General features: G+C 50.6%; 20 protein-coding genes and 1 pseudogene. 9 read left to right on the top strand and 12 right to left on the bottom strand.

Features of this window, described 5'->3' with window-relative positions; translation table 11 throughout:
• Positions 1 to 6 precede the first annotated feature (6 nt).
• Positions 7 to 2,256: a glycoside hydrolase gene (locus P4D80_RS16060; RefSeq protein ID WP_421655008.1), complete on the top strand. Its 2,250-nt coding sequence runs from the start codon at positions 7 to 9 to the stop codon at positions 2,254 to 2,256.
• 273 nt (positions 2,257 to 2,529) lie between these two features.
• Here P4D80_RS16060 and P4D80_RS16065 read toward each other — a convergent pair whose 3' ends face one another.
• Positions 2,530 to 2,799, bottom strand: coding sequence for an NfeD family protein (locus P4D80_RS16065; RefSeq protein WP_421655009.1), 270 nt, complete (start codon positions 2,797 to 2,799; stop codon positions 2,530 to 2,532).
• A gap of 177 nt (positions 2,800 to 2,976) precedes the next feature.
• Here P4D80_RS16065 and P4D80_RS16070 point away from each other — a divergent pair, with 177 nt between their 5' ends.
• Together P4D80_RS16070 and P4D80_RS16075 are read left to right on the top strand one after the other, a co-directional pair.
• Positions 2,977 to 4,986, top strand: a complete 2,010-nt coding sequence (locus P4D80_RS16070; RefSeq protein ID WP_421655010.1) for a PP2C family protein-serine/threonine phosphatase — start codon at positions 2,977 to 2,979, stop codon at positions 4,984 to 4,986.
• A 75-nt stretch (positions 4,987 to 5,061) separates the two neighbouring features.
• The gene (locus tag P4D80_RS16075) at positions 5,062 to 5,337 is read left to right on the top strand and encodes a ferredoxin-thioredoxin reductase variable chain (RefSeq protein WP_421655011.1); all 276 of its coding nucleotides are present in this window, start codon (positions 5,062 to 5,064) and stop codon (positions 5,335 to 5,337) included.
• On the opposite strand, the gene P4D80_RS16080 is transcribed toward P4D80_RS16075, so the two are convergent.
• From P4D80_RS16080 to P4D80_RS16090, 3 genes are read right to left on the bottom strand one after another with little or no spacing between them, the layout of a single operon-like run.
• Complete coding sequence (locus P4D80_RS16080) at positions 5,334 to 5,555, bottom strand: hypothetical protein (RefSeq protein WP_421655012.1); 222 nt, start codon at positions 5,553 to 5,555, stop codon at positions 5,334 to 5,336. The genes P4D80_RS16075 and P4D80_RS16080 overlap by 4 nt on opposite strands.
• 11 nt (positions 5,556 to 5,566) lie before the next feature.
• On the bottom strand, positions 5,567 to 6,355 hold the full coding sequence (gene map / locus P4D80_RS16085; RefSeq protein ID WP_421655013.1) for a type I methionyl aminopeptidase: 789 nt from the start codon (positions 6,353 to 6,355) through the stop codon (positions 5,567 to 5,569).
• A 9-nt stretch (positions 6,356 to 6,364) separates the two neighbouring features.
• Positions 6,365 to 6,907: an AAA family ATPase gene (locus tag P4D80_RS16090; RefSeq protein ID WP_421655014.1), complete on the bottom strand. Its 543-nt coding sequence runs from the start codon at positions 6,905 to 6,907 to the stop codon at positions 6,365 to 6,367.
• 162 nt (positions 6,908 to 7,069) lie between these two features.
• Here P4D80_RS16090 and P4D80_RS16095 point away from each other — a divergent pair.
• From P4D80_RS16095 to P4D80_RS16110, 4 genes and pseudogenes are all read left to right on the top strand, one after another.
• Positions 7,070 to 7,360 (top strand): annotated as a pseudogene (locus tag P4D80_RS16095) (ISKra4 family transposase); the annotation flags it as partial.
• 544 nt (positions 7,361 to 7,904) lie between these two features.
• Entirely contained in the window at positions 7,905 to 9,323 is a 1,419-nt protein-coding gene (locus P4D80_RS16100; RefSeq protein ID WP_421655015.1) for an adenylate/guanylate cyclase domain-containing protein, read from the top strand.
• A 183-nt stretch (positions 9,324 to 9,506) separates the two neighbouring features.
• Complete coding sequence (locus tag P4D80_RS16105; RefSeq protein WP_421655016.1) at positions 9,507 to 10,130, top strand: hypothetical protein; 624 nt, start codon at positions 9,507 to 9,509, stop codon at positions 10,128 to 10,130.
• Position 10,131: 1 nt separating this feature from the next.
• Positions 10,132 to 10,869, top strand: coding sequence for a lipid-A-disaccharide synthase-related protein (locus P4D80_RS16110; RefSeq protein WP_421655017.1), 738 nt, complete (start codon positions 10,132 to 10,134; stop codon positions 10,867 to 10,869).
• On the opposite strand, the gene P4D80_RS16115 is transcribed toward P4D80_RS16110, so the two are convergent.
• From P4D80_RS16115 to P4D80_RS16125, 3 genes are all read right to left on the bottom strand, one after another.
• Complete coding sequence (locus P4D80_RS16115) at positions 10,788 to 11,519, bottom strand: alpha/beta fold hydrolase (protein ID WP_421655018.1); 732 nt, start codon at positions 11,517 to 11,519, stop codon at positions 10,788 to 10,790. The two genes, P4D80_RS16110 and P4D80_RS16115, sit on opposite strands and share 82 nt — an antisense overlap.
• A gap of 243 nt (positions 11,520 to 11,762) precedes the next feature.
• Positions 11,763 to 12,797 (bottom strand): chlorophyll a/b binding light-harvesting protein, encoded by a 1,035-nt coding sequence (locus P4D80_RS16120; protein ID WP_421659549.1) that lies wholly within the window; start codon positions 12,795 to 12,797, stop codon positions 11,763 to 11,765.
• Positions 12,798 to 13,387: 590 nt separating this feature from the next.
• Positions 13,388 to 14,026 (bottom strand): TVP38/TMEM64 family protein, encoded by a 639-nt coding sequence (locus P4D80_RS16125; RefSeq protein ID WP_421655019.1) that lies wholly within the window; start codon positions 14,024 to 14,026, stop codon positions 13,388 to 13,390.
• Between the two features lie 629 nt (positions 14,027 to 14,655).
• Here P4D80_RS16125 and P4D80_RS16130 point away from each other — a divergent pair.
• Positions 14,656 to 15,480: a DNA adenine methylase gene (locus P4D80_RS16130; RefSeq protein WP_421655020.1), complete on the top strand. Its 825-nt coding sequence runs from the start codon at positions 14,656 to 14,658 to the stop codon at positions 15,478 to 15,480.
• Here P4D80_RS16130 and P4D80_RS16135 read toward each other — a convergent pair whose 3' ends face one another.
• From P4D80_RS16135 to P4D80_RS16155, 5 genes are all read right to left on the bottom strand, one after another.
• A complete protein-coding gene (locus P4D80_RS16135) occupies positions 15,481 to 16,698 on the bottom strand; it encodes an ABC transporter permease (RefSeq protein ID WP_421655021.1) in 1,218 nt (405 codons plus the stop codon).
• A 434-nt stretch (positions 16,699 to 17,132) separates the two neighbouring features.
• Positions 17,133 to 18,464 carry an efflux RND transporter periplasmic adaptor subunit gene (locus P4D80_RS16140; protein WP_421655022.1) on the bottom strand — a complete coding sequence of 444 codons (1,332 nt, stop codon included), beginning with the start codon at positions 18,462 to 18,464 and terminating at the stop codon, positions 17,133 to 17,135.
• A 189-nt stretch (positions 18,465 to 18,653) separates the two neighbouring features.
• Entirely contained in the window at positions 18,654 to 18,797 is a 144-nt protein-coding gene (locus P4D80_RS16145) for a hypothetical protein (RefSeq protein ID WP_421655023.1), read from the bottom strand.
• Positions 18,798 to 18,895: 98 nt separating this feature from the next.
• A complete protein-coding gene (locus P4D80_RS16150) occupies positions 18,896 to 19,540 on the bottom strand; it encodes an NYN domain-containing protein (RefSeq protein ID WP_421655024.1) in 645 nt (214 codons plus the stop codon).
• Between the two features lie 171 nt (positions 19,541 to 19,711).
• Positions 19,712 to 19,984 carry a hypothetical protein gene (locus tag P4D80_RS16155; protein WP_421655025.1) on the bottom strand — a complete coding sequence of 91 codons (273 nt, stop codon included), beginning with the start codon at positions 19,982 to 19,984 and terminating at the stop codon, positions 19,712 to 19,714.
• 276 nt (positions 19,985 to 20,260) lie between these two features.
• Here P4D80_RS16155 and P4D80_RS16160 point away from each other — a divergent pair, with 276 nt between their 5' ends.
• On the top strand, positions 20,261 to 22,558 hold the full coding sequence (locus P4D80_RS16160; protein ID WP_421655026.1) for an ATP-binding protein: 2,298 nt from the start codon (positions 20,261 to 20,263) through the stop codon (positions 22,556 to 22,558).
• Positions 22,559 to 22,589 lie beyond the last annotated feature (31 nt).

Raw genomic sequence — 22,589 nt, forward strand, 5'->3', positions numbered from 1 at the left:
TCCACCATGTCCCATCCTCTCTACGTTGCCTTCATTTGGCACCAGCATCAGCCGTTGTACAAGAGCCGATCCGTTCAGATAGGGTCGGCAGAGGGGCAATACCGATTGCCCTGGGTGCGGCTGCATGGCACCAAAGACTATCTGGATCTGGTGCTGACTTTGGAGAACTATCCCAGGCTTCACCAGACAGTTAACCTAGTGCCTTCGCTGATTCTTCAACTTGAAGACTATATCGCAGGCACCGCTTTTGATCCCTATCTAACCGTTGCACTGCTGCCAGAAGAACAACTTTCTCAGCAGCAGAAAGAATTTATTGTTGAGCATTTTTTTGATTGCAACCATCACACCATGATTGATCCCCATCCCCGCTATGCTGAACTGTTTCAGCAGCGGCAGGACAAGGGAAAGACTTGGTGTCTGGATAACTGGAATCTGCAAGACTATAGTGATTTGTTGGCCTGGCATAACCTGGCCTGGTTTGACCCCTTGTTTTGGGATGATCCAGAGATTGCGCAATGGCTGGAGAAGGGGAAAGGGTTTAGTCTGGGCGATCGCCAACGAATTTATTCCAAACAGCGAGAAATTTTGGCTCGGATCCTGCCCCAACACCGCAAGATGCAAGAAATGGGTCAACTGGAGGTTACAACTTCTCCCTACACCCATCCCATTCTGCCCCTGCTGGCAGATACCCATTCTGCTCAGGTGGCTGTTCCCAATATTGTTCTGCCAAACCACCGCTTCCAGTGGGCAGAGGACATTCCCCGCCACCTGCAAAAGGCTTGGGATCTTTACCTGGATCGCTTTGGCACCGCTCCCCGTGGGCTATGGCCCTCGGAGCAGTCGGTCAGTCCGGCAATCCTACCCGATATTGCCAAGCAGGGCTTCCGCTGGATTTGCTCCGATGAAGCGGTTTTGGGTTGGACGCTGAAACACTTCTTCCACCGGGATGCCACCGGGAATGTGGAAGCTCCTCAGGTGCTCTACCGGCCTTATCGGCTGGAAACTCCCTTTGGCGACCTGGCAATTGTATTTCGAGATCACCGATTGTCTGACCTGATTGGGTTCACCTACGGGGCTATGGAACCGAAGAGAGCAGCTACCGATCTGGTGGGGCATCTGGAGGCGATCGCCCGCACCCTCAAGGCTCACCAACCCGATGGCAGCAGCGCCCTAACGGATCCCTGGCTCGTAACCATTGCCCTCGATGGGGAAAATTGTTGGGAATTCTACCCCCTGGATGGCAAACCCTTTCTGGAATTCCTTTACTACATCCTCAGTCACCATTCTGAAATCCAACTCGTCACCGTTTCTGAATTCATTGACCAGTTTCCGCCTACCGAAACAATTCCTGCTCACAATTTGCATAGTGGCTCCTGGGTGGATGGCAGCTTCACGACCTGGATTGGGGATGCAGCCAAAAACCGCGCCTGGGATCTCCTGTTTGAAGCAAGGCAAACCCTGGCAAGACACCCGGAGGCGACTGAGGAGGTGAATCCAGAAGTCTGGGAAGCTTTGTATGCTGCTGAGGGCTCCGATTGGTTCTGGTGGTTTGGGGAAGGACACTCTTCCAATCAGGACGCCATTTTTGACCAGTTGTTTCGAGAACACCTGGCAGCCGTTTATGAGTCCTTAAATGAGTCAGTGCCCCCAGAGGTTACGTTTCCCGTTGAAAGCCACATTGCTCAGGGCGATCGCCATCCCCAGAGCTTCATCCATCCTTCTATCGACGGACGGGGGGACGAGCAAGACTGGGACAAAGCTGGACGGATTGAGATTGGCGGTTCCCGCGGCACCATGCATCGCGCCAGTTCAGTCCAACGTCTGTGGTATGGAGTAGACCACCTCAATTTTTACCTGCGCCTGGATTTTCGCTCAGGCGTCAAACCAGGTACGGATATTCCGCCGGAGTTGAATCTGCTCTGGTTCTACCCCAACCAGACTATGCACAACAGCCCCATTCCCCTAGTCAATCTGCCGGAAGAACCTCCACTCAACTTCCTGTTCCACCACCATCTGGGAATGAACCTGATGACCGGAACCCTCTGGTTTCAGGAGGCGGGAGAACTATTTCGCTGGCATTCCCGCGCCAGTCGAGCTCAGTTCGGGCTGGATACCTGCCTGGAAATCGCAGTTCCCTGGGCAGATTTGCAGATAGAACCAGACTGGACATTACAGCTCGTCATCGTACTTTCAGACGGTGGGCGCTACCGCAGCCATCTGCCTGAAAACAGGATGATCCCGATTGGGGTACCGTAATCGACGGTGATTGAAACGTTATCGCGAGTGATACAGGGCTGGGGGGAATATCACCAGCCCCACATGGGTCAGATTCCTAGAGCTTAAGATCAGGATTTTGAGTTAAGGATGGGAATTAAAAGACCATCAGGAATGGACGATGCTCTCTGGAATCACATTAAAGTGGAGCCTTTCCGCCCAACCACGTAGACTTTTTGATAAGGGGGCGACTGTTAGCTGCTCATTTCACACCTGGCATCCCAGGAGTTGCCCTCATAGAGTGCGTGTCCGGTCTTATCGGTGGGAATTTCTGTAAGGGTTTCGGCTTCTGTGGCGTCCAGTTTTTTTGGCGTCCAGTTTTTTTGCAGCTTTCTGACGGACAAAGCGGCGCGAGACGAGTACCAGTGCCAGGGATAGTGCCATCCAGAACACCACCTGCAAGTTAAAGGGAATGAGATGGGCGATCGCGGCTACCATCAGCGCACTGCCCCCATCACGCAAGCCACAAAGGTCGTTGGCAAACTCACCTCTGCCAGGCACAGCACAACACCAATTACCAGCCATAGCATGGTGGGATTTAGCGCCATATCAACCGCTCCACAGGTTCATTGATTCAGAAGAGATTCATCACCTAATATTGAATCCAGTTTGTTCAGGCGGGTTTCGGATGGGTGATCTCCAATCCTGAAAATCGTTCGCATCTACCCATCCTTCATCGCCTGATAGAGGATCAGCAAAGAAATGCAGGCAATTGTAACAATTGCCCTGTTGTTAGCATTCCTCAAAAATCGTAAGAATCTACGCTACAAATGCATGAGCCAACCCAAACCCCAGATTTGTTGCCCCAACCCTAACTGTCCCGCTCCTTTGAATGCTCTGGGTACTTCAACCTGTGAAGCATGTGGTACCCCACTGATTTATCGCTACTTGTGGGCAGTGGGCAAGGCCGTGGAAAAGTTTCCTGCCAGTAGTCAGGTCGGTGGTCGGTACTACGTTACGGCGCGGCGCATCTGGCTGGATACTCAGCCCAGCCTGCCACCGGATGTACCAACCGATTGGTCAGATGCGGTCACTCCCTATTTGTATCTTTATCCCTACCAGTTGCATGTTCCAGAGGTCTATGGATTCTGCATTTTAGAGGGTGATGCCGCAGCAGAAGAAATTTTTTTGTTAGAGAACGTGCCGTTAGACGAAGTTGGTCTGCTGTATCCGGCGATCGCCGAAGCCTGGCCTAAAGCGACAGCAGTACGGCAAGTTTACTGGTTATGGCAAATGTTGGAATTATGGCAACCGTTCTCAGAGCTGGGAGTGGCTGCTAGCCTGCTGTCTGCTGATAACATTCGTGTTCAAGATTGGCGGGTGCGACTGTGCCAGCTTTACCACGATACGGAAGTACTGGCTACTTCCACTACCGCCGAACCAGCACTGGACCTGGCAGACTTATCAAACCTCTGGTTGAGTTGGATAGATGGGGCAAAGCCAGAAGTTGCGGAGCCTTTGCGGAACATCTGCCACCAGATGCAAGCCGGGGAAGATTGGGAGGCGATCGCAACCCAACTCAACCAGCTATTGCTGGAACAGGCATCCCATCTGCCACTTCACCTTAAAGTGGCTGGAGGAACGGATACTGGACCGGAGAAAAGCCACAACGAAGATGCCTGCTATCCCATCACACTCAACCAGCCAGCCCCCACCGATGGGTTAATACCCCATGTGGCGATCGTCTGCGATGGCATCGGCGGGCACGAAGGGGGAGAAGTCGCCAGCCAATTAGCGGTACAGTCCCTTAAACTCCAGGTACAGGCCCTACTAACCGAAATTGCTGAAGCCGAGGAACCTGCGCCTCCTGATACAATCATGCAACAGTTGGAAGCCGCTGTGCGTGTAGTCAATAACCTGATTGCCAGCCAGAACGATTCTCAGGGCAGAGAAGAACGCCGCCGGATGGGAACAACTCTGGTGATGGCGGTTCAGATACCCCAGCGGGTGAAAACGGCCAGTGGAACAATCAGCGAAAATGGACATGAACTCTACCTGGTCCATGTAGGAGACAGCCGCGCCTACTGGATCTCGCAGCGGCATTGCCATCCTCTGACAGTGGACGACAACGTGATCACACGAGAGGTACGCATGGGGCGAGCCCTGCGCCGAGAAGCGATTCATCGCCCCGATGCGGAAGCCCTAATTCAGGCATTGGGTACGCGGGATGCAGATTTTCTTCAGCCCACCATCCAGCGCTTCATTCTGGAGGAAAACGGCTTGCTGCTGCTCTGTTCCGATGGTGTTAGCGACAACGGGTTGATTGAACGAACCTGGGTTGAGCCAGCCATAGCCGTCCTCACTGGTAGAATGTCGTTGGATTTAGCCGTTAGAACCTGGCTAGACCTGGCAAATCAACAAAACGGTTACGATAACGCCACGATCGCCTTGCTGCATTGCCATGTCACTTCCCCTGTACCAGACCTCCTCCTACCCACAATGTCTGGAGGCCGAAGCTGGGGCTCCACGCCTGCCAACTCCGGGTCCCAGATTAAAGTAAAAGCTGAAACTGGGTCGCCTACCCCATCCGAAACCTCTACGACTTCCAGAAGCATCCAGAGAAAAGGAGCCCTCATTCTAGGTACCATCCTCCTCTTGTTGCTGGGAGGAGGGATTGGAATGATTGCCTGGTCGCGTCTGGACCCTAATGGATTTCAGCGGTTTCGCGAGCGAATCGTTCCGTTCAAAACCTTTGAAAACCTGGGGGTGTGAACATAAGGGGACAGTCTTATGTCAAGATAAGGAATTGTCGAGAAAATAGTTGAAATTTCCACTGGTAGCGGGGAGATGGCTGTTATTCAGGAAGCGCACGTTATGCAAGTTGGTGAAACCTTTCCAGTAGGAAGTCGTGTCCGGGTCGCAAAATCGGTGATCGTTTACCACCATCCCGAACACCGGAATCAACCCTTTGATATGAAGGGGCAGGAAGGAGAGGTGATTGAAATTGTGAGAGAGTGGCAAGGAAAACCCATCAGTGCCAACCTGCCCTATTTAGTCAAGTTTGAAAATAAGTTCAGAGCCCACTTCCAGGCAAGTGAATTGGAGTTAGTATCGTTATCCTAGCGCCACCCCCGGTAAAACCAGCCCAAAATATTGATATCTTGCTGCATTTTCTGTAGTTCTTTTTGGTGTTTTTCTGCCATCGCCCAGTACCACTGGCAATAACTCTCAATCGCCTCACGATACTTAACCTCCTGGTAAAAGTCGTGAGTCATTTTATAGATAATGAATACTTCAGGTGTGGGCTGAGGTGCAGGGATAATGCGCTGATTGTCAAGCATAGAGCCACCACTTAAATTCCCGATATTTCATCTTCACCGGGATAGGGAGTCAAAATCTCAACTCCATCCTCGGTTACAGCAAGGGTATGTTCACATTGGGCGGAAAGTTTGCGATCCTTAGTCACTGCTGTCCATTTATCGTCGAGGATTTCGACCTCATAGGTGCCTTCGTTAATCATGGGCTCAATTGTAAAGACCATGCCAGGACGAAGCCGTTTGCCTTTACCGCGATCGCCGTAATGGGGAATTTGAGGAGCAGCGTGAAACACCCGACCAATTCCATGCCCAACAAAATCCCGCACCACTGAAAACCCCTGAGACTCGGCATACTCCTGAATCGCAGCACCGATGTCGCCAATTTTAGCCCCTGGCTTGATTGCGGCAATTCCCCGTCGCCGACACTCTTCTGTGACTTTGACCAGTTTCCGGGCAAGCGGTGAAGGCTCTCCGACAAAGAAGGTTTTTGATGTATCACCGTGATAGCCATCCACAATCAACGTCACATCAATATTGATGATGTCGCCATCTTTCAGAATTTGCCTAGCGCTGGGAATGCCGTGGCAAACGACTTCGTTTACACTGGTACAGATAGACTTGGGATAGCCCTTGTAATCCAGAGGAGCACTTTTAGCACCGTGGGCGCGAGTCCAGCGTTCTGCCTCATCGTTCAATTCCAGGGTGGTGACTCCTGGCTTGACCAGATGGGAGAGGTGATACAAAAGTTTAGCCGCCAGGTGTCCGGCCCGGCGCATTTTCTCGATTTCCCGTTTTGAAAGCAGGGTAATGACTTCAGTTTCCATAGGTTTCTATCATAGTGCTTCTAACCACTGCCTGGAAGCCTTTGGAGAAGACAATCGTACAATTTTGAGGTGAGCATATTCTGGTTGTTGAAATAGCAAAGGGTATTCCTGGCGGCGTTTCCAATAGGTGCGCAGTACCCAGAGAATCATAGAGTCCCGACCCAGAACAATTGACCAGCTTTCGCGGTTGCCATTCCACAACTCCTGCTGGCTGATCGCACGCCATAGCGTCCGTCGTACAATCTGGTTGAAGACGACTGGAAAGGAATAATCTACCCAGACCAGAGTATCTGCCTGCCTCCAGACAAAGTCACGAACCTGGCTATAGTTGCCATCGACGACCCAGCGATCGCAGTTCAGTGCCTCCTGCACTCTTGTTCGGAAAACAGCAGGAGCAGCCTCAGTCCAATTCGGTTCCCAATGAAGGGCATCTAACTCGATGTGGGGTATATCCAGAGATTGAGAAATCTGCCGTGCCAGTGTTGTTTTGCCTGCTCCACTCGTACCAACAACGACAATCCGCTTCAATGACCGAAACTTAGGTAACTTCATGCCCATGCCTCCAATAATTTGGACAGAAAACTCGAGGTGTTGGCATCAGCTGCCCTTTGCTACCCTGACAATGACGGCATTGATAGAACTCTATCGGAGTTTCCTCGTTCCGCACGGGGGGAGATGCGATCGCCTTAGGATTCCTCTTCACTCCAGGGGCAAGCAGAGGGGTTGCTATGGCAAGGTCAAGTTGAAGCAGCGATTGCGCTGTTTGACAACTGTCAACGAAAACAGGCAAAGAACTTTTGTGAGTGTCTGCGTAGGCATCAACACCGCATTGTGAACTACGAGTATTCTCAAGCGGAAGGTTTGTATTCGATTGGTTCAGGTGCCGTTGAATCGGCCACCAAACAGATTGGTCAGCGAGTGCAACTTTCAGGTGCACAATGGAACCGCGAAAATGTCCCGCAGGTTCTAGCTCATCGTTGTGCTTATCTCAATGGGTTAAATTGAGCAAGGTAGTCATTCGTGAATACTACATCCCTACCTGCTACGACACTTCTTGATACATAGCGATAGCTACCAGGCTTAGGACAGGGTGCAGGGGTTTCACCTCTGGCTGGGGGCGAAGCCCCCACACCCCCTTAAAGCCAATTTCCTAAGCAATCGGGCAACAGCTATATAGCAGTCCTTCCTAAATCAGTCGTGAAATTGAGAGGCTTCGTGAGAAAGGAGTCCTGCGAAATCCTTTCTCACAATTCAAATAGGCAATTCAAATAGGATCGTTACTGATGCCCGGTTTACAGGAGCGAAGTTAAGGAATGTAGATTTTAGCGAAGCAATTAGAGCTGGGGAAGAATGAGAGACTTAATAAAGCTGCACAAAAGGACACATCCAATTGGAGATGGGCTATCGTAATTAGAAATAGGGGTTTGCACTACTTTTCCAGGCTGCCATTCAGCAACGCCCACATCTGAATTCTGATTTGTCCATTGGCTGTTGAAAATTTTAAGTAAATCGTTGATGCATTGATCAGCAATCCCCCTTATAAATCCTTATGGCAACTCATTCCGATCCGTCTTCCTCTACCCGTAACCTGACTACTCGCTACGTGGCCTCGTTGAGCGCGATCGCTGGTCTCGCAATCCTGGGTCAGGTGTTAGTGCAGCAGATGTTAGTGCAACAGACGAAAGACGTTCAAATCATCAGCGCTGCTCAAAATCGACAAACCCTCTGTCAGCAGGTGGTCAAGGCTTCCTTTGCTGTTCAACTGGCTCAAACTCTAGAAGCCAGGCAGGAACGATTGGCCGAACTGCAAGACGCGATCACCCAATGGGACTCATCCCGTCAGGTGGTTCGCCAGGAACTGCGATCAATGTTTTCCGATTCCCAGTTGACAGAACTCCAACCCATTTTGAAAAAAGCTGGGGACGCCGCTCAGGAGATTACGACAGCGGCCAGAGATGTTCTTGAAAATGTTCATTCTCCAGCCATTGTGTCTCCACAACGTCCATTGAGAAGACAGGCAATTCAGGCGACCACCAACCTACCTGGCGAAAAGGCTGTAGGTTTGCGTCTCCTGAAAGCTGAAAGAGAGTACATTCAAAGGGTCGATCAGGTGATTGCCTGGCATGGAAAACAGGCGAAAGAACGAGTTGGGAACTTACAGCGTTTAGAATTTGGACTGCTAGGGCTAACTTTAGCCATACTGATCTTTGAAGGCATTCTCATCTTCCGTCCGGCTGTGAATAAGCTTCAGCAAACCCTATCAGCTTTAGGGAAGTCCTTGAAAGAAACCCAGGCCATGGCTAAAAAGCTGGCAGCAGAGCAGGAAAAATCAGAACGGTTGTTATTGAACATACTGCCGGAAGCGATCGCCGACCGCCTGAAGCAAACTCCCCAATCTATCGCCGATGGTTTTGCCGAAGCAACGGTTCTGTTTGCAGATGTGGTTGGCTTTACTGAAATGACTAACCGTATGGAACCCACTGAGCTAGTGGCTCGACTGAACCAAATCTTCTCCTGCTTCGATGCTTTGGCAGAAAAACATGGATTAGAGAAAATTAAAACGATTGGAGATGCCTACATGGTCGTTGGTGGGTTGCCCAATCTGCGAGCGGACCATGCAGAGGCGATCGCTGACATGGCACTGGATATGCAGAAAGCGATTGAACAACTCAACCAGGAGACGGGCGAATCCTTTAGCATGCGGATTGGCATCAACACCGGACCCGTCGTTGCGGGAGTAATTGGCATCAAGAAATTTATTTACGACCTTTGGGGAGATACGGTGAATATCGCCAGCCGAATGGAGTCCCAGGGAATGCCAGGACAGATTCAGGTGACTGAAGCAATCTATCGCCGTCTGCAAAATACCCATCGATTTGAGGAACGCGGCATCATCCCCATCAAGGGCAAAGGTAACATGAGAACCTACTGGCTCAAGCAACGAGCTGGTGAAATGATAGGAGTGTGAGCTTGTAGGGGGATGCAAGATGCCCTATCCTAGCCCCTAGATGTAATGACACGAGCCGTTATTCCACTTAATCGGTGCGTTACGCTATCGCTAACAGCACCCTACGGATAAAACCTTGTGTATCAATACACCTAGATTTTGATGCCTGGTTCTTCATGCGTTTACTTTGCCTGAGCAACGGTCATGGGGAGGATGCGATCGCCCTCCACATTCTGCAAGCCCTCCAGCAACTTCCCAACGCCCCCCCAAATCGAAGCCCTGCCCATTGTAGGGGAAGGACATGCTTACACTCAAGCCGGAATTCCTCTGATTGGCTCAGTTAAGGCCATGCCCTCTGGCGGCTTCATTTACATGGACGGCAAACAGCTAGCACGGGATATTCAAGGCGGCCTGCTCCAGCTCACAATCGCTCAACTGAAAGCCATTCGCACCTGGGCAAAGGAAACAGGAACACCTCCACTCAAAACTCAAAACTCAAAACTCAAAACTCAAAACTTACTCCCCACCCCCCACCCCCCACCCCTCATTCTTGCGGTTGGTGATATTGTGCCGCTTCTCTTCGCCTGGTTCAGTGGTGTTCCCTATGCTTTCGTGGGAACCGCAAAGTCTGAGTACTACATTCGAGATGAAGCTGGCTGGTTACCCAGAGAATCGTGGTGGAGCGATCGCCTCCAGCGCTGGACGGGCTGCATTTACCATCCCTGGGAACGCTGGCTTATGAGCCATCCCCGTTGCAAAGCTGTTTTTCCCCGCGCGCGATCGCCTCACTGCCGAAAGTCTCTGCCGCCTTGGCATACCTGCCTTTGACATGGGAAACCCGATGATGGATGGGTTGGAATGGAATACAAAAGAAGCAGTAAAAGAAAATTCAACCCTCAACTCCCTCCCCCCCATTCCCCCATTCCCCCATTCCCCCGCCGCACCCCTCACCATCACCCTCCTCCCCGGCTCTCGCCCACCGGAAGCCTATGCCAATTGGGAAACCATTTTACTGGCCGTTAATGGATTGCTGGCACAGATAAAGCGACCGTTGATGTTGCTGGCCGCGATCGCCCCAGGTCTTGATTTAGATGAGATGCATCAGACAATCAAAGGATTTCGCTGGCAGCAGGTTGCCGAAGACTGTTATACCGTCGGGCTGGGAGAACGGCAAGCAACGTTGATACTTGCACAGAATCGGTACGCAGAATTCTTGCACCGAGCAGACCTGGCGATCGCCATGGCAGGCACCGCAACTGAGCAATTTATCGGCTTAGGCAAACCCGCTATCATCATTCCTGGCAAAGGCCCCCAATTCACCCCCGCCTTTGCCGAAGCCCAAACTCGCCTTCTGGGCCCTTCCGTCACCCTGATTCTCAAGCCAGAGCAAACAGCTGATGCCATTTGTTCCCTCTTGCAAAATCCCGATCGCCTGCAGATCATTGCTGAAAACGGACGCCGTCGCATGGGTAAACCCGGTGCCGCTCAACGAATTGCGCAATGCTTGATGGAAGCATCCGTTGTCTGCCAAAACTCGATGAGTTCTGCTCCAACCTGTTCTGGGTAGAAGGTATGAAAAAAGTGGTGCCCGTCAGCAAACTCAATCAAGCGATCGCCGGGTTTTAGCCACTGGTGCCATTCATGCAATTCCGACAGGCTCACTACCGGATCACTCCCACTCCCACAAATCATCAAAGGTGCTGACACCCCTCCTTTGGTCAAACTCACTAACTTGAACAGGGAATGCAAAGCAGGAGTCTCTTCCAGATCCCGACTGAGCGCAGCAACCAGATCCCGAACCGGGTAGAAAAATTGGGAACCAAATAAGCTGCGTACCATTTGAGCCAGCACCTGCTCCCGGCTGCATGGGAGTAACTGACGCTGGACATAGTAATGGGTATGCCAGGTGGTTGCAGGTTGAGCAGCGACTGCTAACAGAGTCAGGGAGCGAACCCGTCGAGGATACCGCCGCGCATACATTAACCCGACGACGCCTCCCATTCCATGCCCTGCCAGGTGAACTGGTGCACTGCGAAACTTAAGATAGTCATGCAACAACACAACAGCCTGATCCAGCGAACACGCTTCATCCTGCGTTTGTGAATACTCCCAGCGAGAAACTGGAAGATGTTGCGAGAGATACCGCAGCAAAGGCATGTCAAAATGCTTCAGACTGGGACTGGCATTTAACCAGAGAATTTGAAATGGATCTTGCATTGAACTTAGCGATTTTCACTTCATGAACCACACCCTTTACCTCCCACCCCACACGCAGCTTTATAGCCTTACGCATCCTGGTTAGGAAAAGGGGCTGTGGGGGCCGCCCTCAGCCAGGGGTTCCACCCCCAACCCCCTTCCTGAGCCTGGTGGCTATCGCTTTAGCTGGCAGTCATTGGCCATTTTCCCCTCATGACCAATGACCAGGGAAAGAGGGGCGATCGCCCCTCCTTATCATTGCAATTAAGTTTCGTTTCCTACCGCATTCAAGGCATTCTCAACCCGCTTGAAGTCAAAACCCATAGCTCTGAGCGCGTGCCAGAGGTGACCTTGCAGGAAGAAGAATGCCAGGAAAAAGTGAGTATTGGCTAACCAGCAACGGGCAGTATGTTCTCCCATCGGTAACTGCACTGTATCGGCAAAATAAGGAGCAATGCCCAGTTTCACCTGTAGCGTGGGACCATAAAATTCAACCGGATAGGCTAACGTGTTAACCGCACAGAAATATGCCGCAACAAACCCTGCCAGGGCAATACCACCCAGCGAGTAGGACAAAATCGCTTCACCGGAAAAGATCAAAAACCGCTTTGCCCAGGGTAGGGGTGGCACCAGAATATGCCAGATTCCTCCAGCAATCAGCATGATGCCCACATAAATGTGCCCACCGACTAAATCTTCCAGGCTGCTAATGCTGGCAAAGTGAGTTTGATAGCCGTAGATGATTGAGGGATCGAGGGTGGGATTGGTCACCAGCCGTACATCCTGAATCGTAGCATCGTATAATCCGCCAAACATCGTGGCTTTGGCGACCAGCAGAAAGGCCCCGATGCCCAAACTGAGCAGGTGATGCCCTAGAATGAGTCCGAGCTGTTTGGGGTCGTTCCACTCAAAATGGAATTTGCGCGCCAGCCCCTTTGTCTGCCCCAGATCTTCTGGCGCGCGCAACAGGTGAAATAGCGCTCCAGCACCCAGCACAGCGGAAGAAATGAGATGCAAGACTCCGATCACAAAGTAGGGATAGGTATCCACAACTTCGCCTCCCTTGCTCACTCCAAACCCCAGTGTTGCCAGGTGGGGGAGGAGAATCAGCCCCTGTTCGCCCATTGGCATCTCTGGAGAGTATTGCGTGAGTTCAAATAGAGTAAACGCTCCCGCCCAAAACATGATCAGTGCCGCCTGAGCAACATGGGCTACGATAAAAAGCCCAGAACGGTCTGCGAACCGGGCGTTTCCTGCCCACCAGTCATATTTCACAACTGGGTTTCCATAACTTTGCATAATAGCTTTCTCCTGAATCAGATTTTTTGCACAGCGAATCTGCGCTGACCAGGCAAAAACAGCCCACTCAGGACGCAGTTCATCGCTGAAATGAGTCAAACGCTTAAAATCAGGTATTCTGCCACACGGATATGACGGGTTGTACCCCTTCAATACCCGTTAATTGGCTTCCGTCAGGTTTGAGCAATCTGCCAAACTGGGGAATAGTGAATGACCAGGAGCCAGATGGCTCTCAATCAGAACTGGGGTTTATTCTACCATGCTTAATGCAACTATTTATCAATAATTCAAAATTTATCGGTAAGCGACTGCTTGGATTGAATCCCCTGACCGCTTAAGCAGACTTTAGGAGGATCTAAAGGTTTTGTAAAGGCAGTAAGAGTTTTTAAGCATTCTCTGAAGCCCTTGTTTTTGAAACCTTCTGAAAGGCGATCGCTCTTTACTTGAAGCTATTTTTAGATGAGAATTATTTTTAATAAATTCAGGTCTATCCTCCTGGAGACTCAGGAACAAGGTGCGGAAACCATTCTGGCTTCTGGCTTTTAACTCCCGACTTCTGTTCCCTGCTTCAGCTCATGATGTCCAGCAACCTATGGTTCCGTTTTCCGCTGCACAATGGCTGTCACAATCCCAACCCCAAAGGCTCCCAGCAGGGCAAATCCGAGAAACAATCGACTACCTTCAAAAATGCCTGCTCCGGCAGCGACCCAGAGAGGTTTAGCAATTAGAATACTGACCAGAAGAGCCATTACATAGCTTTGCCAGCGGGTGCTCGTCAGGCCAACGGCATAGGCGACAAAATCAAATAATCCAGTCATCAAAAAACCAGTCATCAGAAAAAAGTTGCGCTCCAAGTGACGCTGACCGAGGCGATCAACCTTTTCCATAAAAGATGGACCAACAAACCGTTCGACCAGATCACGTCCATAGCGGCGAGCAACATAGAAATTGAATGTACACGATGCTAAATCGGCCAGCGCTACAACGAGCAATCCTTGAGCAAATCCAAATAAACCACCAGCTAATATGGCATAGGCTGTACCCGGAAGCACAGGCACAATCACACTTGTGAAGCGCAGCCCAAAGACGATCGCCGGTGCCCAGATGCCAAAACGATCCACCTGTTCCCGAAGCTGTTCAATGCCTGCTTTCCGGATCAACCAGACGACCAAGACAATCAGAACTCCAATAAAGACCCAGCGAAGGATTTTGAAGCAGTTGTATTTCATGAGAATCCTGCGTTCACTTCCTATTAGACCCACCACTTATGCTACTCATAGCACCCGCATCATATAGCGATCCTAAGTAGGTAGCCAAAATTAATTAAAAAAGGGGGACGTTGCTGAAAAGTAGTATGAGTCGAAGCGAAATTTTGAGCATACAGCACCTATTTCATACCCAAATTCAGCAACACCGTTTTTCTGATAAATCTGATAGAAACGTTACCTGCCTTCACAATCCGCGGATCAGCCAGAACCCCTGTTTTCTCGTTTTATTATGGAAAATCCCCACAGGGTAAGGCTTTTGGAGACTCTGATGGTTCAGGTTCCGGTGTATGATAAAGGTAAAAACCTGATTATGGAGTTTTCCTTAGACAGTTTGCCACCAAACGGCAGGTAGAAGTTCTCAAATGCGAGGTGTCCGGGGGTGGAACGACGCGACATCGGAGAGGGGGATGCAAGGTTTTCAGCGGTCTACAGTGCTTTTGCCGGCATTTTATCAAGGGTTGATCCTGTTGGACATCAATTCTCATAAGCCTTCTAGGCTTCCTCAGCAAGCCCTATTTAGTTGTTAGTCATCTCCTCTTTCCGCAATCAAAAAAAGCTTCTGTTAGGAAAATCGCTCGTATGATGATTAAATGCAGAGTCAGCTTTTACAATCGATTCACCCCCGTCCCTTTTTGAAATGGGCAGGGGGAAAAGGTCAACTCATTCAGCAATATATTCCTCACTTCCCCAAATACTTCTCAACTTACTATGAACCGTTTCTTGGGGGAGGAGCTATTTTTTTCTATTTACAACCTGTCCAGTCGTTTCTGATGGACATTAACCCGGAGTTAGTGAATGTATTTTGTTGTGTTCGGGATGAGGTTGAGTGGTTGATTGAATTGTTGAAGCAGCATCGCGATCGCCACTGTTCTGAATATTACTACTCCATGCGTTCTCAAATAGGTGTGTCAAACGTTGAGCGGGCAGCACGGCTCATTTATCTCAATAAAACTTGCTTCAATGGCCTTTATCGCGAAAATTCAAAAGGGCAGTTTAATGTGCCAGTCGGGAGATACAAGAATCCGGCAATTTGCGATCCAGAATTACTTCGAGCCGCATCCCGGGCATTGCAAAATGCGCGGATTGAAGTTCAACCGTTTGAGGCGGTATTAGACTATGCCAAAAACTCCAAAGACTTTGTTTATTTTGACCCGCCGTACCATCCCATCAGTGCAACCAGTAAGTTCACATCCTATAACCGCTACACCTTCTCTTCAGAGGACCAGATCCGTTTACGAGATACATTTGCCGTTCTTGCAAACCGAGGGGTGCAGGTCATGCTTTCCAATTCAGATTGTCCCTTCATTCGAGACCTTTACCGGGGGTTTACGATTCACACGATTCAGGCTGCCCGATCCATCAATTCCAACGCCAAAAAGCGGGGCAAAATTACCGAACTTCTAATTACTTGCTGACTACAGGCTCCGCAGTGCCTCAATGGGGTCCAGTCGGGCAGCGCGCCGGGCAGGGAAGACGCCAAAAAACAAGCCTATGCTGCCAGAAACTCCCACCGCTAGTGCGATCGCCTCCACTGAAACAGTGGTTTGCAGGGGTGTATATATGCCCACAACCACCACAGCCCCCACCCCGATCACCGTCCCAATCACGCCACCCGTTAATGCCAGAATCACCGCTTCAATCAGGAACTGTTGCAGAACATCGACCTGGGATGCCCCGATCGCCTTTCGTAAACCAATTTCTGAAGTGCGTTCTGTCACCGATGCCAGCATGATGTTCATAATTCCGATTCCACCCACCAGCAAGGAAATGCCTGCTGTTGAGGCAAGCAGGATGGTTAACGCGCCGGTGACGTTGTTGGCCGCATCGAGCATGTCTTGCTGATTGCGAACGGTGAAATCATCAGGACCGGAAAGTTGATGGCGCAGGCGCAGGAGATTGGTGATCTGGTACTGGGCAATGTCTACACTGGCTGCATCGCGAGCGCTGACGGCAATACTGTTGACTGAAATGCCGCGGGGAGAACTGCGCCCCGTCAGCAGGTTTGCCATTGTTGTGAGCGGTACAAATGCTGCTTCATCCTGGTTGCCTGCACTAGAGGACCCTTTTGGGGCCATCACCCCAATCACTTCAAAACGGATATTTTTAATCCGAATGCTTTCGCCAATGGGGGAGCGATCGCCAAACAATTCCTGCGCCAGTTGTGCCCCTACCGCGACAACCAGGCTGTTGGAGTCCACATCTGCCGGGGTCAGAAACCGCCCATCTCGAACTGGCGCGTTGCGCACCGTTGGGTAAGACGAAGTGGTGCCAATCACGCTGGTGCGCCTGGCGTTGCTCTGGTAGGTAACCAATTGCTGCCCGGAAATCTGGGGAGCGACATCTTCGACGGCTGGAATCATTTGGGCGATCGCCTGAGCATCTGCCAGCATTAACGTATTGCTACCTCCTTGCGAACCTCGTCGAGCATCCCCACTGGCAGGAAAAATAAACAACAGATTGGTTCCCAGGGACTGTAACTGCTGAGTCGTATAGCGCTGCGCTCCCTGACCCACCCCAATCATGGTAATCACTGAAGCATTGCCAATAATAATGCCCAGCACCGTCAGCAAACTTCGCAGTCGATTTGCTGAAAGGGTTTTGAGCGCCATGCTGATGCTTTCAGAGATATCCATTGTTTTTTGTTGAGTGTTTTGCAGAGGTAGAAGGCAGGGGGCGGAAGGAGTCAGGAGTTAGAAGGGGCTACCGTGTATACACAACTCGCTTGACCTCTCCCCAAACCCCTCTCCATGTCGGAGCGGAGCTTGAATCAGAGCTCCCCTTCCCTTGGAGGGAAGGGGTGAGGGTTAGATCTAAGAGGCTTCCAGCGGAAACAAATCACTAATGTATACACAGTAGGTTAGAAGGGGAGAAGGAGTGGATGAGTGGTGAGTGTGAACGGGTAGAGGAGCAGTGGAGTAAAAGAGTGATGGAGTGATGGGGTGGGGAATTTTGAGTCTTGAGTTTTCACCTCACACCTCACACCTCTCTAACAACTAACAACCGCAACTAACAACTGACCATCACCCATCCACCCATCTACCCCCACCCCCGGCTCTCTATTTTCCAACTAGCGGAACCGGAGAACAGGCCCCCTGCCCTGTTGCCCTCCTGAGTTGCGATCTTGGGTGGGTCTGGGCAGATACACAAAGACCTTATCATCAGGTTTCAGCCCTTGCAGAACCTGGGTCTGATCTCCCAGCGAAACGCCAATTTTGACTGGACGAAATTGGGGTTTGCCCTCATCGGCCACTAAGACGCCAGTTTTGCCTTTTTCTGAAACAATGGCTACCGCAGGCACAACCAGGGCATTTTTGACGCGATCGCCCATAAACACCAGACTCACATTCATTCCCGATTTCAGTTCCCGCTGCCCGGTTTGCAGTGCGACCCGGACCTGAAACGAGGTTACATTCTGATCAACAACGGCTTCCGGGGCCACTAGACGAACCGTGCCCTTAAACCTCTTACCGGGATAGGCATCTGCCTGAATTTCAACGGCCTGACCTGGACGAATCTGGCTGACGCTAGTTTCGGGTACTTTTGCCACTACTTCTAGGTCGCTAGCGATCGCCACAATCGATGTGGAAGTGGCGGAAGAGGTTGCTGAAGCGGAGGTGGTAGGAGTTACAAACGCTCCTACACTGGCATATTTTTGAGTAATGATGCCATTGAAGGGGGCGCGAATGATCGTATCGTTCAGTTCAACCTGAATCTGCTGCACCTGTGCCTCTGCCTGGGCAACCGCCGCTCCCGCATCGGCAATATCCTCCGAACGGTTGCCTCTACGAGTTTGATCCAGGCTTTCCTGAGCAACCTTCAGGTCTGCCTGGGTCTTGCGCTCATCAGTGAGAACTGCGTCATAGGAATCTCTAGAAATAGCTCCCTCCTGGTAGAGCGCCAAATTCCGTGCGCTCCGTTCCCTGGCTAACTGAGCGGCTGCCAGGGCCGCATCCACCCTTCCTTGGGCTTGAGCAATTTCTTCTGGGCGGCTGCCGTTGCGGGCTTTCAGGTAACGAGCCTTTGCCTGGGCCAGGGTTGCCTCTGCCTGGGCTAGGCGAGCCTGCAAATCCCGATCTTCCATCCGGGCAACAACTTGCCCTGCCTGGATGCGATCGCCCTGGTCAACCAGCAATTCAACCAACCGTCCCGCACTTTTGGGACTGAGGTTGACTGACTGAATTGGCGTCACTGTCCCACTGGCCTGAATCCGAACACTCAGATCCTGCAATTTGACAGGCACCGTCATTGCCTCCGCATTTCGGCGTGGCTTCCTCGCTTCCAGAGAACGGAAGGCGACCAAACCACCCCCAGCAACTAAACTCACCAGAACCAGCGTGATCGCTGAACGAGGAAGTTTGATGGGGAAACTGGCCCCAGGAATTTGCTTGAGCGCTTTCATCAAGTCAACCCGAACGTTGGTGTGATCTACTAAAGCAACACGACTACATCCAGATTAGACTTGTTATTCGAGGAAAGGGTTCAAATGAAGGCGACAGGCAATCAAGGTGAAGAAGTGGATGAGTGGAAGAGTGGGGGTGTGATGGGGTGATCAGGTGATCAGGGGCTATTCCCTCACTCCCCTATTCCCTCACGCCTTACACCTCTCTAACAACTCACAACCAGCAACTAACAACTCACTACCTTCCACCACCAGACCGGCTTCTGCAATTTCGTGCGGTGCATGGGTAGCTGTCCCAGTTGCATCACCAACCGTAGTTTGAGGAAGCACCATGACCCAGGACTTATATGCTGCTTATATTGGCATTGATTGGGCTGACCGTAAAATGGTTGAAGGCATGGCACCTTTTTATTGTCAGTATTTTATTGTCACTATCTCTGGATCTGTTCTCGGATAGATTCAAGATCGATGTAGCGATCAGCGACATTAATCAGGCTATCGCTGGTCATGGAACGTAAACTCACCACTTCAACCTGCACTCCCCGATAGGCCGTCGAGTTGACCGCGTAGGCCAGGTTTCCGTCACCACTCAACAGGACGATCGTGTCGCAGTAGTTGGCCAGGGTCATCATATCCACAGCAATCTCAACTTCCACATTCGCTTTTTTAGAACCATCGGGAAATTGAATCAGATCCTTACTCACAACCCGATAGCCATTGCGTCGCATCCAGTGTAAAAATCCCTGTTGCTTTTCATTGGTGCGATCGACGCCAGTATAGAAGTAAGCCCGCACCAGCCGTCGGTCTTGAACTAGACAGCGCAGTAACTTCGTGTAATCAATTTCAAGACCAAGATAGGAAGCGGCATAAAACAGGTTTGAGCCATCAATTAAAATAACCACTCGCTGGTTCAAGTTTTCCTGCAGGAAATGATGAGTGTAAGAGGCATCAGGAGCCCGGACACTGGGTACGTCGCAAGCATTAAAAACAGTTAATGAGGGCGATTCATGAAAGGGTTCAAATTCTAGCTTTTGCCGATGATCGTGGCTCTTCTGCGGTTTTGGAAGTAATTGCATATTGTGGTACACCCCCTCAGTCAATGGACTCCAACTTGTTTGAATCTGGTTAAGAAATGCTTAAGAAACAAATTAAGAAATAACTTGAGAAGAGCTGGATAAAACGACAAATTAATCAGGAGCAAGGATACGAAATGTACTAAAGAACGGTCTTGCCACACCTGTCGTAGGCTACGAGCAAAGTTTAGTAGTAACCAGCGATCGCCCTATAGAACAGTTATTTGGGATGTGGCGAGATGCGGCAATATCTCGGATAAGCGATATTTTAGAGCCAATATAGCTATATAGAGTACAAACTTCCTCGCCACTAAGCAGAATTTGGCTGGAAATTTGCTGCAAGATCAGCTTAACCAGTGCAGTATCTGAGAGGGCTAGTAGTTTGTTGCTTGGGGTTTCCTCAACCACAGTCCAAACCAGGCGGAGCATTGAGGTATTGTTGAGCATCACTTTAAACTTCCCCCTAAAGCATTTAATATATTTTTAAGGTTTCTAATCAGCACTAAGTTATGCCTACCTTTCGCTTAACAATTTAATATTTCCTTCATGTTTTTGCCCAGGCGCTCTTAATCATTCGAAATACTATTCGACCTGTTGAAATATTAAGCAAGAATAGTCAACCTTTCCTTTGATGCCTGGCTTTCAGGGTTGGAGGCAGAGAGCGATCGCGGCAGCAAGTAACCCAGATGCTGAAATTCTTAAGAAAGTTGTTAAGCAAGAATTATGAGTGATCCTGAAATCGGTCATCCCCACTTTGCAAGAATGGCAGGTTCTCAGGCTGAACCCGTTCAGTTTTCGGGCTTAATTCAGCCCTACGGCTTGTTGTTGGTACTGAATGACTCCGATCTTAAGATTTTGCAGGTCAGCGCCAATATTGAAGACTATTTAGGGATTACACCCCAGGATTTGTTGAATCGTTCCCTTCAAGTCTTACTGGAAACCTCCTCATTTGAGGCATTCCAGCAAAGCTTAAAGAGTGCAAATGACTTTTATTCTCTGACCCTGCCCATCCTTACTCCGACAGACAAACGAGCCTTTAATGGGATGGTTCATCGGGTGAGAAATTTTATTCTGCTTGAACTTGAGCCTGCGCTGGTACCAGTTGAAACCCCTCTCTTCAGCATTCAGGCGCAGGTCAAGCGAGCGATCGCCCAACTGAAGCGCGAATCTAGCTTGAATGAATTTCTTCAACTGGCGGCAGAGGAAGTGCGAAGCCTGACTGGGTTTGATCGGGTAATGGTTTACCAGTTTGATGGCCAAGGAGCAGGGGCTGTCATCGCGGAGGCTAAAAAAGCCGACCTGCCATCATACCTGGGCTTGCACTACCCGGCCACAGATATTCCAGAGCCTGTGCGCCAGCTTTACCAGCAAGGGCAGGTGCGATTTATTCCCGATTTGAACGCTCCCGCTGTTGAGATGATTCCGGCTCAAAACCCGGTGACGCAACAGTCCCTTGACCTCAGTCCCATTGCTCTTAGAGGGGTTGACCCCTGCTGCGTGGAATATCACCAGAACATGGGGGTGGCTGCCATCCTGGTGATCTCGCTGGTAAGGCATGAAACCCTCTGGGGACTGATTTCCTGCCACCACTACCATCCAAAGTGGCTTTCCTACGGGATTCGGGAAGCCTGTGAACTGCTGGGACAGTTTGTGACATCCGAGCTGAGCAACAAGGTGAACTATGAAGAATTGGACTATATTGTGAAGCTGCGATCGCTCCAGTCTGCCTTTGTTGAGTCGATTTCCCAGGTCAACGACCTGAAAGAAGCTTTGGTAAACCCTGAACCCCGCTTGCTGGAACTGGTCAATGCCCAGGGATCTGCCGTTTGTCTGGAAGACGAAATCGTACTGGTGGGGGCAACGCCCACGGTTGAACAAGTCAAGGCTTTAATCCAATGGGCGGCTCCCCAAATCAGGGATACTCTATTTCATACCGATTCACTACCAAAGCTTTACCCGGATGCGAGCGCCTATAAAGAAGTCGCCAGTGGTTTGCTCTTGCTGCAAATCTCCAGGGTGCGACAATATTACATCCTCTGGTTTCGTCCAGAGGTGCTGCAAACCGTAGACTGGGCCGGTAACCCCAGTGACTCGGTGCAGGTGAAGGCGGGCGGTGCCCTATCCCCCCGACAGTCGTTTGCCCGCTGGCAAGAAACTGTCCGGCTCACTTCCCTTCCCTGGAAGTCCTACGAATTGGAAAATGCCCTGGATCTGCGCAATGCGATCGTAGGCATCGTCCTTAGAAAAGCCGATGAATTGACCCGAATTAACCAGGAGTTGGAGCGCAGCAACCAGGAACTCGATTCCTTTGCCTATGTCGCCTCCCATGATCTGAAAGAGCCCCTGCGAGGCATTCACAACTATTCCAAACTGCTGCTGAAAGACTATGCTGAAGTGTTAGACGAACCTGGCAAAAACCGTCTACAAACGCTGGTTCGCCTGACTCGGAGGATGGAATCGTTGATCGACGCCTTACTGAAATTTTCCCGTTTGGGACAGGCCGAACTCAACCTCCAGCCCACCGATCTGAATCAGTTAGTTGATCAGGTTCTTAAAGATTTGTGCATCAGCCACCCAGATAGGCACCCCGATATTCGCAGGCCGCGATCGCTGCCTATTGTAACCTGTGACCCGGTGCTTATCAATGAAGTGCTGACCAATTTGCTCAGCAATGCCTTCAAATACAATGACAAGGCCGAACAGTGGATTGAAATTGGCTTTATAGAAAGGAATCGGGAATTGGAAACAAAAAGGAGAGAAGAAGGACTCCCTTCCAACTCCCAGGACTCTATTCCCTCCTCCTACCTCTTCTACATCCGCGACAACGGCATTGGTATCCGAGAACGCCATCTCGAAGTTGTTTTTCGGCTGTTCAAACGGTTACACGAGCAAAATTTGTATGGCGGCGGCACAGGAGCCGGATTGACCATTGCCCGCAAAATTATCGAACGCCACGGTGGGCAAATTTGGGTAGAGTCCACCTACGGCGAAGGTTCCACCTTCTTTTTCACCCTACAATAAGGGGTTGTCAGACTTACCAATGAAAGAATGC

The organism is Leptothermofonsia sp. ETS-13 (genome assembly GCF_049200465.1).
Lineage (GTDB): Bacteria > Cyanobacteriota > Cyanobacteriia > Leptolyngbyales > Leptolyngbyaceae > Leptothermofonsia.